Origin of the sequence: Burkholderia reimsis (assembly GCF_003294055.1) — a bacterium.
GTDB lineage: Bacteria > Pseudomonadota > Gammaproteobacteria > Burkholderiales > Burkholderiaceae > Burkholderia > Burkholderia cepacia.
In genome coordinates this window covers 135,996-153,615 of the sequence record NZ_QMFZ01000019.1, presented here as the reverse complement: position 1 = coordinate 153,615, position 17,620 = coordinate 135,996, and the positions used below count along the sequence as shown (strand labels likewise).

The window sequence follows — 17,620 nt, the reverse complement described above, 5'->3', positions numbered from 1 at the left end:
GCCGCCGCCCCCGCCGCCGCCCGACGACGCGGCAGCGGCCGCCGCCGCGCTCGCCGAGGACCTGCAGCGCGTGCGCGACGCCGCGCACGCCGAAGGCCATGCGGCCGGCCACGTCGAAGGCCAGGCGCTCGGCTACCAGGCCGGTTTCGAGCAGGGCCGCGCACAGGGGTTCGAAGCCGGCCAGGCCGACGCGCGCGAACAGGCCGCGCAGCTCGCGGCGCTCGCCGCGTCGTTCCGCGAGGCCGTATCGAGCGTCGAGCACGATCTGGCCGCCGACATCGCGCAGCTCGCGCTCGACATCGCGCAACAGGTCGTGCGCCAGCACGTGAAGCACGACCCGGCCGCGCTCGTCGCGGCCGTGCGCGACGTGCTCGCGGCCGAACCCGCGCTGTCCGGCGCGCCGCATCTCGCGGTGAATCCGGCCGACCTGCCCGTCGTCGAAGCCTACCTGCAGGACGATCTCGATACGCTCGGCTGGAACGTGCGCACCGACGCGTCGATCGAGCGCGGCGGCTGCCGCGCGCACGCCGCGACCGGCGAGGTCGACGCGACGCTGCCCACGCGCTGGCAGCGCGTCGCCGCCGCGATCGGCAAGGTGAGCACGTGGTGACGCGGCCGCCCGAAGCGCTCGCGCACGACGGCCTGACGCCGCTCGAACGCGAGCTCGCGCTCGCGTCGTTCGGCCCCGACGCCGCACACGACACTCATGACGCACACCCGCACGGCGCCGCCGCAGCGGCCGACGCTTCCGGCGCCACGCCGCCCGCCGGGCACGCGCCGCGCGCGCCGCACAACCCGCATCTCGCGCACTGGCGCACGCACCTGAACGGCCTCGCCGCGCGCAGCCATCGCGCGCTGCCGCTGCGCCCGTGCGGCCGCCTAACGCGCGCGGCCGGCCTCGTGCTCGAGGCGATCGGGCTGCGCCTGTCGGTCGGCGCCGAATGCACGATCGAACTCCCGCCCGGCAGCACGCTGCCGCACGCGGAAGCGGAAGTCGTCGGCTTCGCCGGCGACCGCCTGTTCCTGATGCCGACCACCGACGTCGCCGGCGTGCTGCCCGGTGCGCGCGTCTGGCCCCGCGAAACCGCGCCGGTGGCCGATCCGCTCGCGGGCGCGAAGCGTTTGCCGGTCGGCTGGGAGATGCTCGGGCGCGTCGTCGACGCGTCGGGCCGCCCGCTCGACGGCCTCGGCCCGCTCGCGTCGAAGGTCGACGCGCCGCTGTCGGCGCCGTCGATCAACCCGCTCGAGCGCGAACCGATCCACCACGTGCTCGACGTCGGCGTGCGTGCGATCAACGCGCTGCTCACCGTCGGCCGCGGCCAGCGGATGGGCCTGTTCGCCGGCTCCGGCGTCGGCAAGTCGGTGCTGCTCGGCACGATGGCGCGCTACACGAGCGCGGAAGTGATCGTGATCGGGCTGATCGGCGAACGCGGCCGCGAAGTGAAGGAGTTCATCGAACAGATCCTCGGCGAGGACGGACTCGCACGCTCGGTCGTCGTCGCGGCGCCGGCCGACGTATCGCCGCTGCTGCGGATGCAGGGCGCGGCCTATGCGACGTCGCTCGCCGAGTATTTCCGCGACCAGGGCAAGCACGTGCTGCTGCTGATGGATTCGCTGACGCGCTACGCGATGGCGCAGCGCGAGATCGCGCTCGCGATCGGCGAGCCGCCCGCGACCAAGGGTTACCCGCCGTCGGTGTTCGCGAAGCTGCCGGCGCTCGTCGAGCGCACCGGCAACGGGCCGGAGGGCGGCGGCTCGATCACCGCGTTCTACACGGTGCTGACCGAAGGCGACGACCAGCAGGACCCGATCGCCGATTCGGCGCGTGCGATCCTCGACGGCCACGTCGTGCTGTCGCGTGCGCTTGCCGAGGCCGGCCACTATCCGGCGATCGACATCGAGGCGTCGATCAGCCGCGCGATGACCGCGCTGATCGACGAAACGCATCTCGACCACGTCCGGCAGTTCAAGCAGATGCTGTCGCGCTACCAGCGCAATCGCGACCTGATCGCGGTCGGCGCGTACGCGCCCGGCCGCGACGCGCAGCTCGACCGCGCGATCGCGCTCTATCCGCGCATCGAGGCGTTCCTCCAGCAGGGCTTTCGCGAATGCGCGCCGTTCGCGTCGAGCCTCGCCGGGCTCGATGCACTGTTCGACGCTTACGGAGGCTGATCCAGATGGCTCACGGCTTTCCCCTTCAGTTGCTGCTCGACCGCGCGCAGGACGACCTCGACTCGGCCGCAAAGCAGCTCGGCACCGCGCAGCGCGACCGCACCGCGGCCGCCGAGCAGCTCGACGCGCTGCTGCGCTACCGCGACGAATACCACGCGCGCTTCTCGCAATCCGCCCAGCACGGGATGCCGGCCGGCAACTGGCGCAATTTCCAGGCGTTCATCGACACGCTCGACGCCGCGATCGCGCAGCAGCGCAGCGTGCTGGCCGCGGCCGAAGTCCGTATCGACGAAGCACGCCCGAACTGGCAACAGAAGAAACGCACCGTCGGCTCGTACGAAATCCTGCAGGCGCGCGGCGTCGCGCAGGAAGCGAAGCGCGAAGCCCGGCGCGAGCAGCGCGATGCCGACGAACACGCCGCGAAGATCCTGCGCATGCGGGCCGACGCGGCCCGTTCGTCGTAACCGACCACCGCATTCGAACGAGAGAACGTCATGCCTCCCCTGCCCCTGCTCGGCGCGCTGCTCGACACCGCCGGCACCGCACTCCAGGCCGCCCGCGGCTCGGGTTCGTCCGGCGCCGCCGCCGGCAACGATGCCACGGCCGCCGTGCCGTTCGCGCAGACGCTGAAGCAAAGCGTCGTCACGCGTCGCGATTCGTCGAATGCCGGCGCGCCGGATGCTTCGACGAAACAGGCTTCGTCGAAGCCGGCCGCCGGCACGAAGCCGGCCGCGACCGATGACGACGACGCAACCGACGATACGACCACGAACGCCGCCGCCAACCCCGACGCCGCCGCGCTCGCGGCCGCCGCGGCCGTGCAGGCGCAACTGCAGGCGCGCATGGACAACACGGCGCCGGTCGATCCGGCTGCTGCCGCCGCCGCGGCACAAAAGGCGGCCGTGTCCGGCCAGCCCGACGCCACGGCCACGCTGGCGGATCACGCGGCCACGGACGCCGCCGCGGCCGCCCAGCCGGCCGCGACCGCGTCGGGCCGCGATGCGCTGCAGACCGCGCTCGACAGGCTGACGGGCGGCTCCGGCGCGATCGCGATACCCGCGGCCGGCGCGACCGCGTCGGCACCGGCATCGACCGCATCGACCGGCGCCACCGCACCGCTGACCCCGAAGGTCCCGACCTTCGACCGCACCCTCGCCGACGCGAAGGGGGCGCTCGCGACCCAGCAAACGCCGGCGCAGGCCACCGCGCAGGCGCTGCAGGCCAACGCGAACGCGCAGTCGGGCGAGCAGCACGCGCTCGCGGCAGCCGGCGACGCGACGGATCCGGCCGCCAGCGCGACGCTCGCGGCCGGCGCAACGGCGGCGGCCGCGACACAGGCGAACCTGCAGTTGTCGCCGGCCGCGGGCGCGATCGCCGCGGCGAACGCGCACGTGCTCGCCCCGCACGTCGGCACCCCGGACTGGACGGACGCGCTGAGCCAGAAGGTCGTGTTCCTGTCGAATGCGCACCAGCAGAGCGCCGAGCTGACGCTCAACCCGCCCGATCTCGGGCCGCTGCAGGTCGTGCTGCGTGTCGCGGACAATCACGCGCACGCGCTGTTCGTGTCGCAGCACGCGCAGGTGCGCGACGCGGTCGAAGCCGCGCTGCCGAAGCTGCGCGAAGCGATGGAATCGGGCGGGCTCGGCCTGGGCAGCGCGACCGTCAGCGACGGCGGCTTCGCTTCGCAGCAGCAGAACCCGCAATCGTCCTTCGCCGGCGGGCAGTCGTCGCGGCGCGGGAGCGGCGGATCGTCAGCCGTCGATGCACCGGTCGACGCTGCGCAATCCGCACCGGTCGCCGCGAGCGTGAGCCGCGCCGGCCTCGTCGATACGTTTGCCTGAGCATGACTGCCCGCGTGCGCGCGCCGCTCAGCGGCCGTGCACCGCGGCAGCCGCCTCGCCGCGCGACACACCGCCCTTGCGCGCCGCGACGATGAAGTCCGCCGCGCGTTCGCCGATCATCACCGACGGCGCATTCGTGTTCCCGCCGACCAGCGTCGGCATCACCGACGCGTCCACCACGCGCAATCCCTCGACGCCGCGCACGCGCAGTTGCGGATCGACGACCGCGTGCGCGTCCGACCCCATCCGGCAGGTGCCGACCGGGTGGTAGATCGTGTCGGCATGCTCGACGATCGTCTTGCGCAGCTCCGCTTCGCTCTGGTCCGCCCGCGTGTACAGCTCGCGCCCGCCCTGCGACGCGAGCGGCGCCTGCGACAGGATCCTGCGCATCGCCTGCGTGCCCCGCACGAGCAGGTCGAGATCGCGCGAATCGCTGAAGAAGCGCGGATCGATCAGCGGTGCGTCACGCGCATCGCCGGTCGCGAGCGTCACCGTGCCGCGGCTGAACGGCCGCAGCGCACACACGTGCAGCGAATAGCCGAAGCCCCAGTGCATCTTGCGGTTGTGGTCGTCCACGAGCGCCGTGCAGAAATGCAGCTGCAGATCGGGGCGCTCGAGCGACGGATCGCTCTTGATGAAGCCGCCGGCCTCCGCGACGTTGCTCGTCATCATCCCGGTGCGGCTCGAGAAATAGCGCGCGAGCGCGGGCGTCATCTTCGCGATCCCGCGCAGGCACACGCCGACCAGCTCCGACGAATTCACGCGCGTGTTGATGATGAAGTCGATGTGGTCGATCAGGTTCGTGCCGACGTCCGGCGCATCCTGCACGACGGCGATCCCGTGCCGGCGCAGTTGCTCGGCCGGGCCGATTCCCGAGCACATCAGCAGTTGCGGCGAATTGAACGCGCCGGCCGACAGGATCACTTCCGCGCGCGCGTCGAGCGTCTCGACGCGCCCGTTGCGCGCGACCGCGACGCCGGCCGCGCGCTTGCCGTCGAACGTGACGCGCAGCACCGTCGCATCGGTGATCACGTGCAGGTTCGGCCGGTTGCGGCCGTATATATACGCACGCGCGACGCTGCAGCGCGAGCCGTCGCGGTGCGTGACCTGATAGAAGCCGACGCCTTCCTGCGTCGCGCCGTTGAAGTCGTCGTTCAGCGGATAGCCGGCCGCATGCGCGGCCTGGATGAATCGTTCGGAGAACGGATTGCGAAAGCGCAGATCCGACACCGACAGCGGGCCGTCCGCGCCGTGCCACGCATCGGCGCCACGTTCGTTGCCTTCCGCGCGCCGGAAATACGGCAGCACGTCCTGCCAGCCCCAGCCCGTCGCGCCGAGCTGCGCCCATTCGTCGTAGTCGCCCGGGTGGCCGCGCGTGTAGATCATCGCGTTGATCGCGCTCGAGCCGCCCATCCCGCGCCCGCGCGGCTGGTAGCCGCGCCGCCCGCCGAGGCCCGGCTGCGGCACCGTCTCGTAGCCGTAGTTCGTGCCGAGCTTGAACGGTACCAGCGCCGCGATGCCGACCGGCATGTTGACGAGCAGGTTGCGCTCCGTATGCGAGCCGGCCTCGATCAGCGCGATCGTCGCATCGGGGCAGGCATCGGCGAGACGGCCTGCCAGGCTCGACCCGCCCGACCCGCCGCCTACGATGATGTAGTCGTATTGCATGTCACGTCTCCGTCGTCTCATGGAAGGCGCCCGGCACCGCCGCGCGACCACGTCTTTGTAGTGTTCGGGCATTGTAGGAATCGCCACCGTGCGCGCGGCGCGCGGATTCAAGAGCGATTCCTCTAAACGCTCGCGTGAACTAAATTTAAGATGTATCGATTCGCTTTGCGCGACGCGCCGGCCACGAGAAGCCGATCCGTCGCGAAACGGGAGAGACGACGATGCAGCGCCAGGTTCTGCAGGCCGCGTGCCGACCGGGTTGTCCGGATGCGATGCGCGCAGCCCGCATTTCATTTCAAACGGCTGCCCGCGCGGAGATGCCCCGCGTCATGCGCGCAGTCGATCGAAATCGAACGGCACGCGTCGTCGCCGACCGTTTGGACGGTTTGTCGCCGCGGCGGCGCGATGCGCCGCGGCATGGTTGGACGGCCCCGTCGCGCCGCCCCGCTTCGGTGTGCAGGCGGGCGGTCGCGCCGCGGCGTCGCGCGCCCGGCAACGGTTGCATCGCACTGCATGCCCACGCGCCGCAACACGGTTTCCGGATGAACGCACCGTCGCGTGGATGCGACGCCCGCTGCACGCATGAACCGGTTTTCGAGCACACGTCGCATCCGGCCCCGCGCCGCGCGACACGCACCACCCCGATCCGCGTCGCCGCGCTCGCCGAGCGTGCGCGTGCGGCGTGACGGCCGGCCGACCAGCCAGGCCAAACTGGAGGAGACGACATGAAGAACGACCTGCCCGAACTGGCCCCGCAAGCACTGCCGTCGGTCGATGCACTGACGTCGCTGCTGCGCGACCAGCGCGCGGCCTACCTGCGCGCACCGTACCCGGCTTGGGAAACGCGCGTGCAGCACTTGCGCGCGCTGCGCACGATGCTGATCGACCACGCGGACGCACTCGCCGAGGCAATCAGCGCCGATTTCGGTCATCGCGCGAAGCAGGAAGTGCTGCTGTCGGAAATCTGGATGGCGAAGGAAGAGATCGACGACGCGCTCAAGCACGGCAAGCGCTGGATGAAACCGATCCGCAAGCCGATGAACAAGTGGCTGCGCCCGGCGCGCGCGAAGGTGATTCCGCAGCCTCTCGGCGTGGTCGGCATCGTCGTACCGTGGAACTACCCGGTGCTGCTCGCGGCCGGCCCGCTGATCTGCGCGCTCGCGGCCGGCAACCGCGCGATCATCAAGATGTCCGAACTGACGCCGCGCACGTCGGCGCTGTTCGAGCAGCTCATTGCGAAGACCTTCACGCGCGACCACGTCGCGGTCGTGAACGGCGACGCTGAAGTGGGCGCCGCGTTCAGCGGCTTGCCGTTCGATCATCTGCTGTTCACCGGTTCGACGCACGTCGGCCGCCACGTGATGCGCGCGGCCGCCGACAACCTCACGCCCGTCACGCTCGAACTCGGCGGCAAGTCGCCGGCCATCGTCGGGCCGAACGCGCGCTTCGATGCGGCGGTCGACGCGATCGTCGCGGGCAAGACGCTGAACGCGGGCCAGACCTGCATCGCGCCCGACTACGTGCTGCTGCCGCGCGGGATGGAAGCCGCGTTCATCGAGCGCGCGCGGGCACGGTTCGCGAAGATGTACCCCGACCTGTCGGCCAACGGCGACTACACGACGATCGTGTCGCCGCGCCACTACGCCCGGCTGCAGCAGCTCGCCAGCGACGCGCAGGCGGCCGGCGCGCAGCTGCATCCGCTGTCCGACGCGCAATCCGATCCTGCATCGCGCCGCTTCGTGCCGTGCGCGGTCACGCAGGTGCCGGCCGCGTCGCAGCTGATGCAGGAGGAAATCTTCGGGCCGCTGCTGCCGCTCGTGCCGTACGAGCGGCTCGACGAAGCGATCGCATACGTGAATGCGCGCCCGCGTCCGCTCGCGCTCTACCTGTTCGACGAGGACGGCGGCACGATCGACCGCGTGATGCGCGAAACGATCTCGGGCGGCGTGTCGATCAACGAAACGCTGATGCACATCGCGTGCGGCAGCCTGCCGTTCGGCGGGGTCGGTGCGAGCGGCATGGGCGCGTATCACGGCTACGACGGCTTCGTGACGTTCTCGAAGATGAAGCCGGTACTCACGCAGGCGCGCCTGAACGCGCGCAACCTGCTCGCGCCGCCTTACGGCAAGCGCTTCGCCGCGCTGATCAAGCTGATGATGAAGTTCTGAACGGACGGGATCGAACGGGCCGCGCGCATCGCGCCGCGGCTCGCACCGGCAGGCCGCGCGGCGCCGGTGCCGGTACCGCGCGCGCCGTCATACGGGCCAGAGCGGCCCTTCCTGCATCGCGCCGATCTGCTCGCGCAACTCGAGCACGCGTGCTTCCCAGTAGCGGTGCGTGTTGAACCATGGGAACGCGGCGGGAAAGGCGGGATCGTCCCAGCGCCGCGCGAGCCATGCCGCGTAGTGAATCAGCCGCAACGTGCGCAGCGCTTCGACGAGATGCAACTCGCGCGGCTCGAATTCGCAGAAATCCTCGTAGCCGGCCAGCAGGTCCGCGAGCGCCCGCGACGCGCCTTCGCGATCGCCCGGCAACAACAGCCACAGATCCTGGATCGCGGGCGCCATCCGGCTGTCGTCGAAGTCGACGAAGTGCGGGCCGGCATCGGTCCACAGCACGTTGCTCGGATGACAGTCGCCGTGCGTGCGCAGCAGGCGGATCTCGCCCGCCCGCTCGAACGCGGCCTCGACGCCTTCGAGCGCGAGCGTCACGGCGGTCTCGTACGCGGGCCGCACATCGTCCGGAATGAAATCGTGCGCGAGCAGGTAGTCGCGCGGCTCGTAGCCGAACGTACCGATATCGAGCACGGGACGCGCGACATACGGCTGCGTCGCACCGACCGCATGGATCCGGCCGATGAAGCGGCCGAGCCATTCGAGCGTGTCGCTGCGGTCGAGGTCAGGCGCGCGGCCGCCGCGCCGCTCGAAGATCGAGAAGCGGAAACCGTCGAACGCATGCAGCGTGCGACCGTCGAATGCGCGCGCGGGCACCGCCGGAATCTCGCGCGCGGCGAGCTCGGCGACGAACGCGTGCTCTTCGAGGATCGCTTCGTCCGACCAGCGGGCCGGACGGTAGAACTTCGCGACGACCGGCGGGCCGTCTTCGATGCCCACCTGATACACGCGGTTTTCGTAGCTGTTGAGCGCGAGCAGGCGCCCGTCGGTGCGCAGGCCGGCCGGCATCAGCACGCTGTCGAGCGCATCGAGCACGCACTCGGGCGTGAGTCCGGCGAACGGCGGGCCGGCGGGAGAAGCGGGAGCGGAAGTGACGTCTTTCATGCCCCGCATTGTGCCGCCAGCCGGGCCGAAAGACGAGCGCCCGGTGCGGCGTATGCGCTCAGTGAAGCGCCGCGCCGGCCGGCAGCACGGATTCGCCGGTGTCGATCAGGTCCTCGAGAAAGAACGGCTCGGTGTTGAGTTCCTTCGACTCGCCCGGTACGCCCGCGTACCAGGTCACCATGGCCATGTCGCCCAGGATGCGCTGGACGATGCCGCGTGCGCCCTTCGGCACAGCGATATGGGTAGTGCAGACAATCGACCCGACATGCATGATGGTTCCCCACTCTTGACTCTTGAAACCCGGCTCGGTGACGAGCCGGCAAATGCACGATCCGCGCGCTCTCGTCGGAGCGTTGCGCGTAATCCCATTGTTCACGGTTTATCGAAGCGCGAAAAGAAGAAGAAGCAGGCGAAGTGCCGCGAATTCGTCGAATGTCTCCAATCAACCACTGCGCCGGACAGGCGCTTGCCCGCCCGGTTACCCCCATCATACCCTGTCGAATGTGACTGCCCGCCGAATCCGCGTCGGCACCGCAACGCGCCCGTGACGCATGCCGCGCGCGCATCGCGGGCCGGTGCCGCATCACCGGGAAGTTTCGCGCGAACACCGTGGCCGAACGACGCCGCGCCATCGTCGCCTTCCCCGTACCTCGAACGCAACCGGCACGACGACGGTTGCGCACGCACCGCCCGCATTGCCGCGTGCTTCACCGCGCGCCGTGCTGCGTCATGCGATGCCGCCGACAGTGGTTGCGTCCGATGCCGGCCTTGCGGTACCTTTGATGCTCATTCGCGTTCCAGCGCATTCCGATCCGATGCATCCGCTCACGTCCGCCCTTGCAAAATCCCGGCCGCAGTTCGACTCGCGGCCGCAGGCGTGCGCGCATCCGTCGGTTCTTCCTCCTCCTGTCGCACCGCCGCTCGTCGGCGCCGCGCCGCCCCCTCCGGCGGCACGCGCCGGCTGACCAGCCGGCTTCCGTTTCGTCTTCCATTCGCCAGCAGGCTTGCATTCGTGCGTCGTGACGCACGGCTCGCTGCTGCGCGCGCGAATGGAACGTTCCGATCCGTTCGACAGGTGGATTCACATGGTTTCGTTCAAACGCGCGCTCGCCGCGCATGGCGCGACGTCGCTCTTCGTGCTGCTGTGGAGCAGCGGCGCGATCTTCGCTGAACTCGGTCTGCGTCACGCGTCCGCGTTCGTCTTTCTCACCGCACGTTTCGCCCTGGCATCGCTCGTGCTGCTCGGGCTGGCTTTCGTGCGCAAACGCTGGCTGCCGCCGCGCGGCGAACGGCGCATGGCCGCGCTGACCGGCTTGCTGATGATGGGCGGCTATTCGATCTTCTACCTGCTCGCGCTCGAACGCGGGATCGCGCCGGGTGTGCTCGCCACGATCCTCGGCGTGCAGCCGATCCTCACGCTCGCGCTCGTCGAGCGACGCTGGCAGCCCGTGCGCATCGCAGGGCTCGCGCTGTCGCTCGCCGGCCTCGCGCTCGTCGTGTGCCGCGGCGTGGGCGACGGCGGCCTGTCGCTCGCGGGCATCGCGTGCGCGCTCACCGCGCTCGTCGCGCTGACCGCCGGCTCGCTGCTGCAAAAGCGCGTACGGGCGGCGCCCGCCGACGTGCTGCCGTTGCAGAATGCGATCGGCCTCGCGCTGTGCGTGGCGATCGTGCCGTTCCGGCCGGTGTCGTTCGACATGAGCTGGGCATTCGTGATCCCGCTGCTGTGGCTCGGCATCGTGATTTCGGTGATCGCTCAACTGCTGTTCTACCGGTTGATGCAGCGCGGCGATCTCGTCAACGTGACGAGCCTGTTCTATCTCGTGCCCGTCGTCACCACGCTGATGGATGCCGTGTGGCTCGGCAACCGGCCCGAGCCGCTCGCGCTCGGCGGCATGGGCGCGATCATCGCGGGGCTCGCGCTCGTATTCCACGCGCCGGCTACCCGCGTGCAACCCGACCGCGCATGAGCGGGCGTGCCGCCGCGCCCGCGGGTGCGGCGGCACGCACCGGACACATGCGACGAATCCGCAGAAATCGAAAGGCACGGGAAAGATGCGCGCAAGGTGTTCGTCTGACTTGCGGGAAAAATGCGTGATACGCCGGGCATTCCGCTGATTTTTAATGGTTCGGATAGCGAAAAGCGCTGCCGGTTGCCTATACTCGAATTGAGCGGCCCGCTCGCAATCGGGTTGCGACCAACACTAGAAACACCCGGCATGGAGCCGGAGTAAAAGCTGAGGTGCCGACTCCGGCCGAAATCCCACAGGGATGGGGCCGGAGTAAGCGCTGAGGTGCCGACTCCGGCCGAAATCCCACAGGGATGGGGCCGGAGTAAGCGCTGAGGTGCCGATTCCGGCCGAAATCCCACAGGGATGGGGCCGGAGTAAGCGCTGAAGCGCTAACTCCGGCCGACACTGGAGACACGCATGACAACCTACTTCACGATCGGCGACTTCATCCTGTTGATTCCGATGGCGCTGGCCGGAGCGCTATTTCTCGGCGCGGTGCCGTGTGCAACCGAATTCCGCCACAACCTGCTACGCGTACTGGGCGTCATCCTCGGCGTCGGCGTCGCGGTATTGCTCGTCGAAGGCCTGCCTGCGCTGATCTAGCGGCGCACCACCCGTGCGTGCCGTGCATCGCTGCACCGCAGCGATGCGACAGGTCGCACGCGAGCCATTGATACGACACGCGATGTTTCGCATGCCGTATCGACCGCCGGTCAGATCGCCTGATCGGTGGACGGCTTTTCCCACAGATTGATGCCGCCTTCCGTCGCGTAACGATCGATCTCCGCGAGTTCCTCCGCCGAGAATTCGAGGTGCTTCAACGCACCGACGTTTTCACGCACCTGCTCCGCACGGCTCGCGCCGATCAGCGCGGACGTCACGCGGCCGTTGCGCAGCACCCACGCGAGCGCCATCTGCGCAAGGCTCTGCCCGCGCCGCTCGGCGATCGCGTTGAGCTTGCGCACGTGCTCGAGGTTGTCCGTGCTCAGGTGATCCTGCTTCAGCGAGCCACCGCCCGGCTTGTTCACGCGCGCGTCGGCCGGCACGCCGTTCAGGTACTTCGACGTGAGCAGCCCCTGCGCGAGCGGCGTGAACGCGATGCTGCCCGTGCCGATCTCGTCGAGCGTGCCGAGCAGTTCGGTTTCGACCCAGCGATTCAGCAGGTTGTACGACGGCTGATGGATCAGCAGCGGCACCTTGTACTGCGCGAGCAGCTCGGCCATCTCGCGCGTCTTCGCCGCCGAATACGACGAAATGCCGATATAGAGCGCCTTGCCCTGCTGCACGGCCGACGCGAGCGCGCCCGCCGTTTCCTCGAGCGGCGTGTGCGCGTCGAAGCGGTGCGAATAGAAGATGTCGACGTAGTCGAGCCCCATCCGCTGCAGGCTCTGATCGAGGCTCGCGAGCACGTACTTGCGCGACCCGCCGCCGCTGCCGTACGGCCCCGGCCACATGTCCCAGCCGGCCTTCGTCGAGATCAGCAACTCGTCGCGATACGGTCGGAAATCCTCCTTCAGCAGCCGGCCGAAGTTGGTTTCGGCACTGCCGTACGGCGGCCCGTAATTGTTCGCGAGATCGAAGTGGTTGATGCCGAGGTCGAACGCCGTACGCAGGATTTCGCGCTGCGTCGAGATCGGCGTCGAATCGCCGAAGTTGTGCCACAGGCCGAGCGACAGCACGGGCAGTTTGAGCCCGGATTTGCCACAGGTGCGGTATTGCATGTCGGCATAACGTTCGGAAGCTGCTTCGTAGGCCATGAGTCTGTTCCGTCAGGACATCGGGGAAAGGTCGCGCTTGCCGCGCACACGGCGCGGCGACGGCGAAGGAGTCATACGACGACTATGGTAGCGAAAGCGGCCGGATCGCGCACGGCGGCACGGCGATGGACGCGGCCGCGGTCGTCGCCTACACTGCGGCGTCTCGAATCACCGTTTCAGCGAGGTTGGTATGTCCCGGGTCATCTCGGTTGCACTGCTCGTCGGCGGCGTCGTGCTGCTGTATTTCGGCGGCCAGTCGTTCCATTCGATCAACGACAACGTGTCGCGCTTCTTCACCGGTTCGCCCGCGACGAAGACGATCCTGCTGATCGCGGGCGGCGCCGTCGCGTCGTTCATCGGCCTGATCGGCCTCGCGATGCCGGGCAACAAACGCTGATCGCGCAGCCGCGCGATGCGCACACGGCCCGCGTCGTGCGACCGGGCCGCGCCAAACGAAACGGGCGGCCAGGCCGCCCGTTGCTTCATCCGCCGGCGATGCACCGCATCGCGTGACCGCGGTGGTGTCACCGCCCGTCCGGTCCGAACCTAGAACTGCACTTCCGGTTTCGACGCCGAGCGCGTGCCGGGTAGCGGCCGGTTGCTCGCGCCGTGATAGGTGTACACGAGCGAGAACTTCACCTGGTCGGAGCGGTTCTGCCCGGCCGAATGCAGCGTGTTGCTGTGGAAGAACACCACGTCGCCCGTCTGCAGCGACGGGCACGTGGCCGCATCGATCATCTTCCGGTTCGCCGGCAGGTCGCTGCGGAAGAACTTCGCATCGTCGAACGCTTCAGGCCCGAATTCGGCCGTATGCGACCCCGGCACGAGCCACAGTGCGCCGTTCTCGTTCGTTTCCGGCCCGAGTGCGAGCCACACCGACACCATGTCCGGGCGCTCGAACGACCAGTAGCGGAAATCGCGATGCCAGCCGGTCAGGCTGCCGTACGCGGGATGCTTCGTCATCATGCAGTTGTGATGCGCGCGCGACAGCACGGGTTCTTCGCCGAAATACTCGCGCATCCACGCCCCGATTTCGGGTGCGATCGCGCGCTCGGCGAACGCCGGATCGCGTGAATACGCATCGAGCAGCCGCCGCACCGTATGCCCGCCCGGCGCATGCTTGGACTCGGGCGCGCCCGGGTAGCGCAGATCCGCCTCGAACTCGATCGGCTCGGCCGCCTCCCGCAACTGGCGCTCCGCGATCTGCCTGAGCGCCGCGCACTGCGCTTCGCCGACGAGGCCACGCGCGACGACAAAGCCGCGCTCGCGCAATTCCGCGACTTGCGCGCGGATCGATTCCGACTGCAATGGAGACGACATGGGATGCCAGACGTTTATTGTGTGAATGTGACGATTGTAAATCGGCGCCGGATGCCGCGAACAGCACCATTGTCGTACGCAGGGGCATGCCAATCGCGGATTTGATCCGGCTCAAGGGAACTGTTCGTCGCGGCACCTGCCTCACCGACAGGCGGTATGCGGCACACGCCTTGTGGCACAAGGGTTTATCGCGACTTTTGCCCGTCATGAATCCCCTGTAGCCTGTCGCGGCCTGTCAATTCTGGCGGGCGCGGCGCGCAGCGAGTTTCAGTAAGATCCGTTGCGTCTTCCGAGGCCGTTCATACCAGTGCGCTCTCCAGGGCGCCATCCATACAAGCGAAGCATCGTTCACATGCCATTCCGTCTGACTTCCCGTCTCAGCCGCGCTGCGAAGCGCGTCGTGCCGACCGCTCCTGCCCGCTCGCTGCGCCATCACCGCGCACGCACGCAGGCGCTGGCCGAGCGCACGCCCGCACACAGCCGGCTGGACGGCATCCGTGCGTGGTTCCACGCATTTTTCTCGATGATGAGTGCACAGGCGTTCTCGCGCCGTGCCGGCCTGCGCTCCCTGCTGCAGAAACCGTCGTCGCTGCGCGCGCTCGCGCTGCGACGCACGCTCGGGCCGCAGCGCCGCGTCAACCGTCCGCGCCGCCTCGCGGCCAGCAACGGCTGGTTCGGGTTCGGCGCGCGCTGAGCGCACGCCGGCGGGCACCGCGCGCGACGATCGCCGTCGCGCCATTGTCCGTTTGTTCGTTTGTCCGATTGCCCCTGACGATCGGAACCCATAAAAAAACCCCGGCTAGCCGGGGTTTTTCATTTCAGGCGAACGACGCTTACGCGACGCGTGCCGTCGGCTCGACGCCGGCCGCTTCGGCCAGTGCGAGCGCCTTGTCGGTCGCTTCCCACGAGAATTCCGGCTCTTCGCGGCCGAAGTGGCCGTAAGCAGCCGTCTTCTCGTAGATCGGGCGCAGCAGGTCGAGCATCTTGATGATGCCCTTCGGACGCAGGTCGAAATGCTCGCGCACGAGCTTCGTGATCACCGCATCCGACACGCGACCCGTGCCGAACGTGTTGACCATCACCGAGGTCGGCTCGGCGACGCCGATCGCGTACGACACCTGGATCAGCGCGCGCGACGCGAGGCCGGCGGCGACGATGTTCTTCGCGACGTAGCGGCCTGCGTACGCAGCCGAACGGTCGACCTTCGACGGATCCTTGCCCGAGAACGCGCCGCCGCCGTGCGGTGCGGCACCGCCGTACGTGTCGACGATGATCTTGCGGCCGGTCAGGCCGCAATCGCCCTGCGGGCCACCGATCACGAACCGGCCGGTCGGGTTCACCAGGAACTTGATGTCGCCCTTGATCAGGTCGGCCGGCAGCGTCGGCTTGATGATTTCCTCGATCACGGCTTCGCGCAGCGCGGGCAGTTCGATGTCCGGTGCGTGCTGCGTCGACAGCACGACGGTGTCGATCGAATGCGGCTTGCCGTCGACGTAGCGGACGGTGACCTGCGACTTCGCGTCCGGGCGCAGCCATTGCAGGCGGCCGTCGCGGCGCAGGCTGGCCTGGCGCTCGACGAGACGGTGCGACAGGTAGATCGGCAGCGGCATCAGTTCCGGCGTTTCATCGCACGCGTAACCGAACATCAGACCCTGGTCGCCCGCGCCCTGATCGAGGTTGTCGTCGTGTGCACGATCGACGCCCTGGGCGATGTCCGGCGACTGCTTGTCGTACGCGACGAGCACCGCGCAACCCTTGTAGTCGATGCCGTAGTCGGTGTTGTCGTAGCCGATGCGCTTGATCGTGTCGCGCGCGATCTGGATGTAGTCGATGTTGGCCGTCGTGGTGATTTCACCGGCCAGGACGACGAGACCCGTGTTGCACAGCGTTTCCGCCGCGACGCGGGAATACTTGTCTTGCTCGAGGATGGCGTCGAGGATCGCGTCCGAGATTTGGTCCGCGACCTTGTCCGGATGGCCTTCGGAGACGGATTCGGACGTGAAGAGATAATCGTTTGCCACTTTTTCAGGCTCCTGTGTGGTTACGGTTGGTTTCACGTAGCCAGCTTCGTTGGGCCTGAAGCGGCGACGCTTTAGCGGATTACCAGGACCGGGCAGCGCGTATGACGCCAACCGGCTTCGCCCCGCAAGTTGTCAGTTAACTCGGCGAAGCCCGTATTATAGCGGCTTTCCTGAATTGTCACAGAGCGCCGCCCGTGCTGCATCTTCCGCTGTCTCACCTACCTGTTCGCAACGCGCCGGCCAGCCGGTCCCACGGAGGTTTCGCATGCTAGGTCGTCTAGGCACGCACCTCGCCATTGGCTTGCTGAAACTGCTCGCCCTGTTGCCGTACGGCCTGACCGCACGGTTCGGCGATGGTCTCGGCTGGCTGCTCTACAAGATCCCCAGCCGGCGAAAACGCATCGTACACACCAATCTGAAACTCTGCTTCCCGGATTGGAGCGACGCACGCCGCGAGGAAGTGGCAGGCCAGCATTTCCGCCATGCGATCCGCAGCTACGTCGAGCGCAGCGTGCAGTGGTTCGGCTCGGAGAAAAAGCTCGCGAAGCTGATCCAGGTCGACAGCGCGGTCGACCTCGACGATCCGGACCTGCCGCCGACGCTGTTCCTCGGCCTGCACTTCGTCGGCATCGAAGCCGGCTCGATCTGGCTGAACCGTTCGCTCCACCGCCGCTGCGGGTCGCTCTACCAGCCGTTCTCGAACGCCGTGCTCGAGGAAGAGGCGAAGAAGGCGCGCGGGCGTTTCGACGCCGAGATGGTCGGCCGCGCGGACAGCGCGCGCGTCGTGCTGCGCTGGCTGCGCGACCGCAAGCCGGTGATGCTCGGCGCCGACATGGATTACGGGCTGCGCAATTCGACGTTCGTCCCGTTCTTCGGCGTGCCCGCGTGCACGCTGACGGCGGTCGGCCGGCTCGCGAAGACGGGCCGCGCGCAGGTCGTGCCGTTCATCGGCGAGGTGCTGCCGAACTACAAGGGTTATCGCCTGAAGGTATTCAAGCCGTGGGATCAATACCCGACGGGCGACGACGATCTCGACGCGCGGCGGATGAACGAATTCCTCGAGGAACAGATCCCGCTGATGCCCGAGCAATACTATTGGGTCCACAAGCGCTTCAAGACGCGCCCGGCCGGCGAGCCGAGCCTGTACTGACCCCGCCGGAAGACGTTCGCAGGCGGGCCGTCACGCGCGCGCCCGCGCCCTCGCCACCTTCGGCGCGCCCTTCGCGCGCGCCCGCCACAGATCGTGGGCCGACTGCTGCGCGAGCCACAGATCGGCCCGCCCCCCGTTTTCCTCGCCGAGCCACGCTTCGAGGCGCAGCGCCATTTCCGGCGAGATGCCGGCATGGCCGTGCAGGATCCGCGACAGTGCGGCACGCGTCACGCCCAGCTGCGACGCGGCCTCGGTGACGGTCAGGCCGAGCGCCGGCAGCACGTCGTCGCGCAGCGTGTCGCCCGGATGGGGCGGATTGAAGATGCGGTTCATGGCTTGAATGAGCTCGCTGGAGGTTGACAGGGCGTATGGCGAAACAATACGAATCGCCGGGTGGCCTCATC

Annotated in this window: 17 protein-coding genes; 10 read left to right on the top strand and 7 right to left on the bottom strand. The window is 68.6% G+C overall.

Annotated elements, in window-relative coordinates; genetic code table 11:
- The 4 genes from fliH to DPV79_RS22155 form a co-directional block, all read left to right on the top strand.
- The coding region (gene fliH / locus DPV79_RS22170) for a flagellar assembly protein FliH (RefSeq protein ID WP_113046464.1) at positions 1 to 610 on the top strand (610 nt) is incomplete at its 5' end.
- Positions 604 to 2,172 carry a flagellar protein export ATPase FliI gene (fliI, locus tag DPV79_RS22165; protein ID WP_027788886.1) on the top strand — a complete coding sequence of 523 codons (1,569 nt, stop codon included), beginning with the start codon at positions 604 to 606 and terminating at the stop codon, positions 2,170 to 2,172. The genes fliH and fliI, both read left to right, overlap by 7 nt.
- Positions 2,173 to 2,177: 5 nt before the next feature.
- A complete protein-coding gene (fliJ, locus tag DPV79_RS22160) occupies positions 2,178 to 2,636 on the top strand; it encodes a flagellar export protein FliJ (RefSeq protein ID WP_021163734.1) in 459 nt (152 codons plus the stop codon).
- Between the two features lie 30 nt (positions 2,637 to 2,666).
- On the top strand, positions 2,667 to 4,013 hold the full coding sequence (locus tag DPV79_RS22155) for a flagellar hook-length control protein FliK (RefSeq protein WP_113046463.1): 1,347 nt from the start codon (positions 2,667 to 2,669) through the stop codon (positions 4,011 to 4,013).
- Positions 4,014 to 4,040: 27 nt separating this feature from the next.
- Here the strand turns inward: DPV79_RS22155 and DPV79_RS22150 are convergent, their stop codons facing one another.
- The gene (locus DPV79_RS22150) at positions 4,041 to 5,681 is read right to left on the bottom strand and encodes a GMC family oxidoreductase (RefSeq protein ID WP_027788884.1); all 1,641 of its coding nucleotides are present in this window, start codon (positions 5,679 to 5,681) and stop codon (positions 4,041 to 4,043) included.
- A 725-nt stretch (positions 5,682 to 6,406) separates the two neighbouring features.
- Here DPV79_RS22150 and DPV79_RS22135 point away from each other — a divergent pair.
- Positions 6,407 to 7,849 carry a coniferyl aldehyde dehydrogenase gene (locus tag DPV79_RS22135; protein WP_021163513.1) on the top strand — a complete coding sequence of 481 codons (1,443 nt, stop codon included), beginning with the start codon at positions 6,407 to 6,409 and terminating at the stop codon, positions 7,847 to 7,849.
- 87 nt (positions 7,850 to 7,936) lie between these two features.
- Here the strand turns inward: DPV79_RS22135 and DPV79_RS22130 are convergent, their stop codons facing one another.
- Both DPV79_RS22130 and DPV79_RS22125 read right to left on the bottom strand, forming a co-directional pair.
- Positions 7,937 to 8,959, bottom strand: a complete 1,023-nt coding sequence (locus DPV79_RS22130; RefSeq protein WP_371748560.1) for a serine/threonine protein kinase — start codon at positions 8,957 to 8,959, stop codon at positions 7,937 to 7,939.
- Positions 8,960 to 9,017: 58 nt separating this feature from the next.
- Entirely contained in the window at positions 9,018 to 9,230 is a 213-nt protein-coding gene (locus tag DPV79_RS22125; RefSeq protein WP_004198969.1) for a hypothetical protein, read from the bottom strand.
- An 814-nt stretch (positions 9,231 to 10,044) separates the two neighbouring features.
- On the opposite strand from DPV79_RS22125, the gene DPV79_RS22110 reads away from it, so the two are divergent.
- Positions 10,045 to 10,926 (top strand): DMT family transporter, encoded by an 882-nt coding sequence (locus DPV79_RS22110; RefSeq protein WP_113046472.1) that lies wholly within the window; start codon positions 10,045 to 10,047, stop codon positions 10,924 to 10,926.
- Positions 10,927 to 11,385: 459 nt separating this feature from the next.
- Positions 11,386 to 11,571 (top strand): hypothetical protein, encoded by a 186-nt coding sequence (locus DPV79_RS22105; RefSeq protein WP_011353526.1) that lies wholly within the window; start codon positions 11,386 to 11,388, stop codon positions 11,569 to 11,571.
- Between the two features lie 110 nt (positions 11,572 to 11,681).
- On the opposite strand, the gene mgrA is transcribed toward DPV79_RS22105, so the two are convergent.
- Positions 11,682 to 12,725, bottom strand: a complete 1,044-nt coding sequence (gene mgrA, locus DPV79_RS22100; RefSeq protein ID WP_113046462.1) for an L-glyceraldehyde 3-phosphate reductase — start codon at positions 12,723 to 12,725, stop codon at positions 11,682 to 11,684.
- A 190-nt stretch (positions 12,726 to 12,915) separates the two neighbouring features.
- Between mgrA and DPV79_RS22095 the strand changes: the two genes are divergently transcribed.
- Entirely contained in the window at positions 12,916 to 13,122 is a 207-nt protein-coding gene (locus DPV79_RS22095; protein WP_021163509.1) for a DUF3185 family protein, read from the top strand.
- A gap of 149 nt (positions 13,123 to 13,271) precedes the next feature.
- Here the strand turns inward: DPV79_RS22095 and DPV79_RS22090 are convergent, their stop codons facing one another.
- On the bottom strand, positions 13,272 to 14,045 hold the full coding sequence (locus DPV79_RS22090; RefSeq protein WP_027788879.1) for a phytanoyl-CoA dioxygenase family protein: 774 nt from the start codon (positions 14,043 to 14,045) through the stop codon (positions 13,272 to 13,274).
- 352 nt (positions 14,046 to 14,397) lie between these two features.
- Between DPV79_RS22090 and DPV79_RS22085 the strand changes: the two genes are divergently transcribed.
- On the top strand, positions 14,398 to 14,739 hold the full coding sequence (locus DPV79_RS22085; protein ID WP_021163507.1) for a hypothetical protein: 342 nt from the start codon (positions 14,398 to 14,400) through the stop codon (positions 14,737 to 14,739).
- A gap of 139 nt (positions 14,740 to 14,878) precedes the next feature.
- Here the strand turns inward: DPV79_RS22085 and metK are convergent, their stop codons facing one another.
- A complete protein-coding gene (gene metK, locus DPV79_RS22080) occupies positions 14,879 to 16,066 on the bottom strand; it encodes a methionine adenosyltransferase (protein ID WP_011353531.1) in 1,188 nt (395 codons plus the stop codon).
- A 265-nt stretch (positions 16,067 to 16,331) separates the two neighbouring features.
- Here metK and lpxL point away from each other — a divergent pair, with 265 nt between their 5' ends.
- The gene (gene lpxL, locus DPV79_RS22075) at positions 16,332 to 17,216 is read left to right on the top strand and encodes a lauroyl acyltransferase LpxL (protein ID WP_027788878.1); all 885 of its coding nucleotides are present in this window, start codon (positions 16,332 to 16,334) and stop codon (positions 17,214 to 17,216) included.
- 30 nt (positions 17,217 to 17,246) lie between these two features.
- Here the strand turns inward: lpxL and DPV79_RS22070 are convergent, their stop codons facing one another.
- A complete protein-coding gene (locus tag DPV79_RS22070) occupies positions 17,247 to 17,549 on the bottom strand; it encodes a HigA family addiction module antitoxin (protein WP_113046461.1) in 303 nt (100 codons plus the stop codon).
- Positions 17,550 to 17,620: the final 71 nt, after the last annotated feature.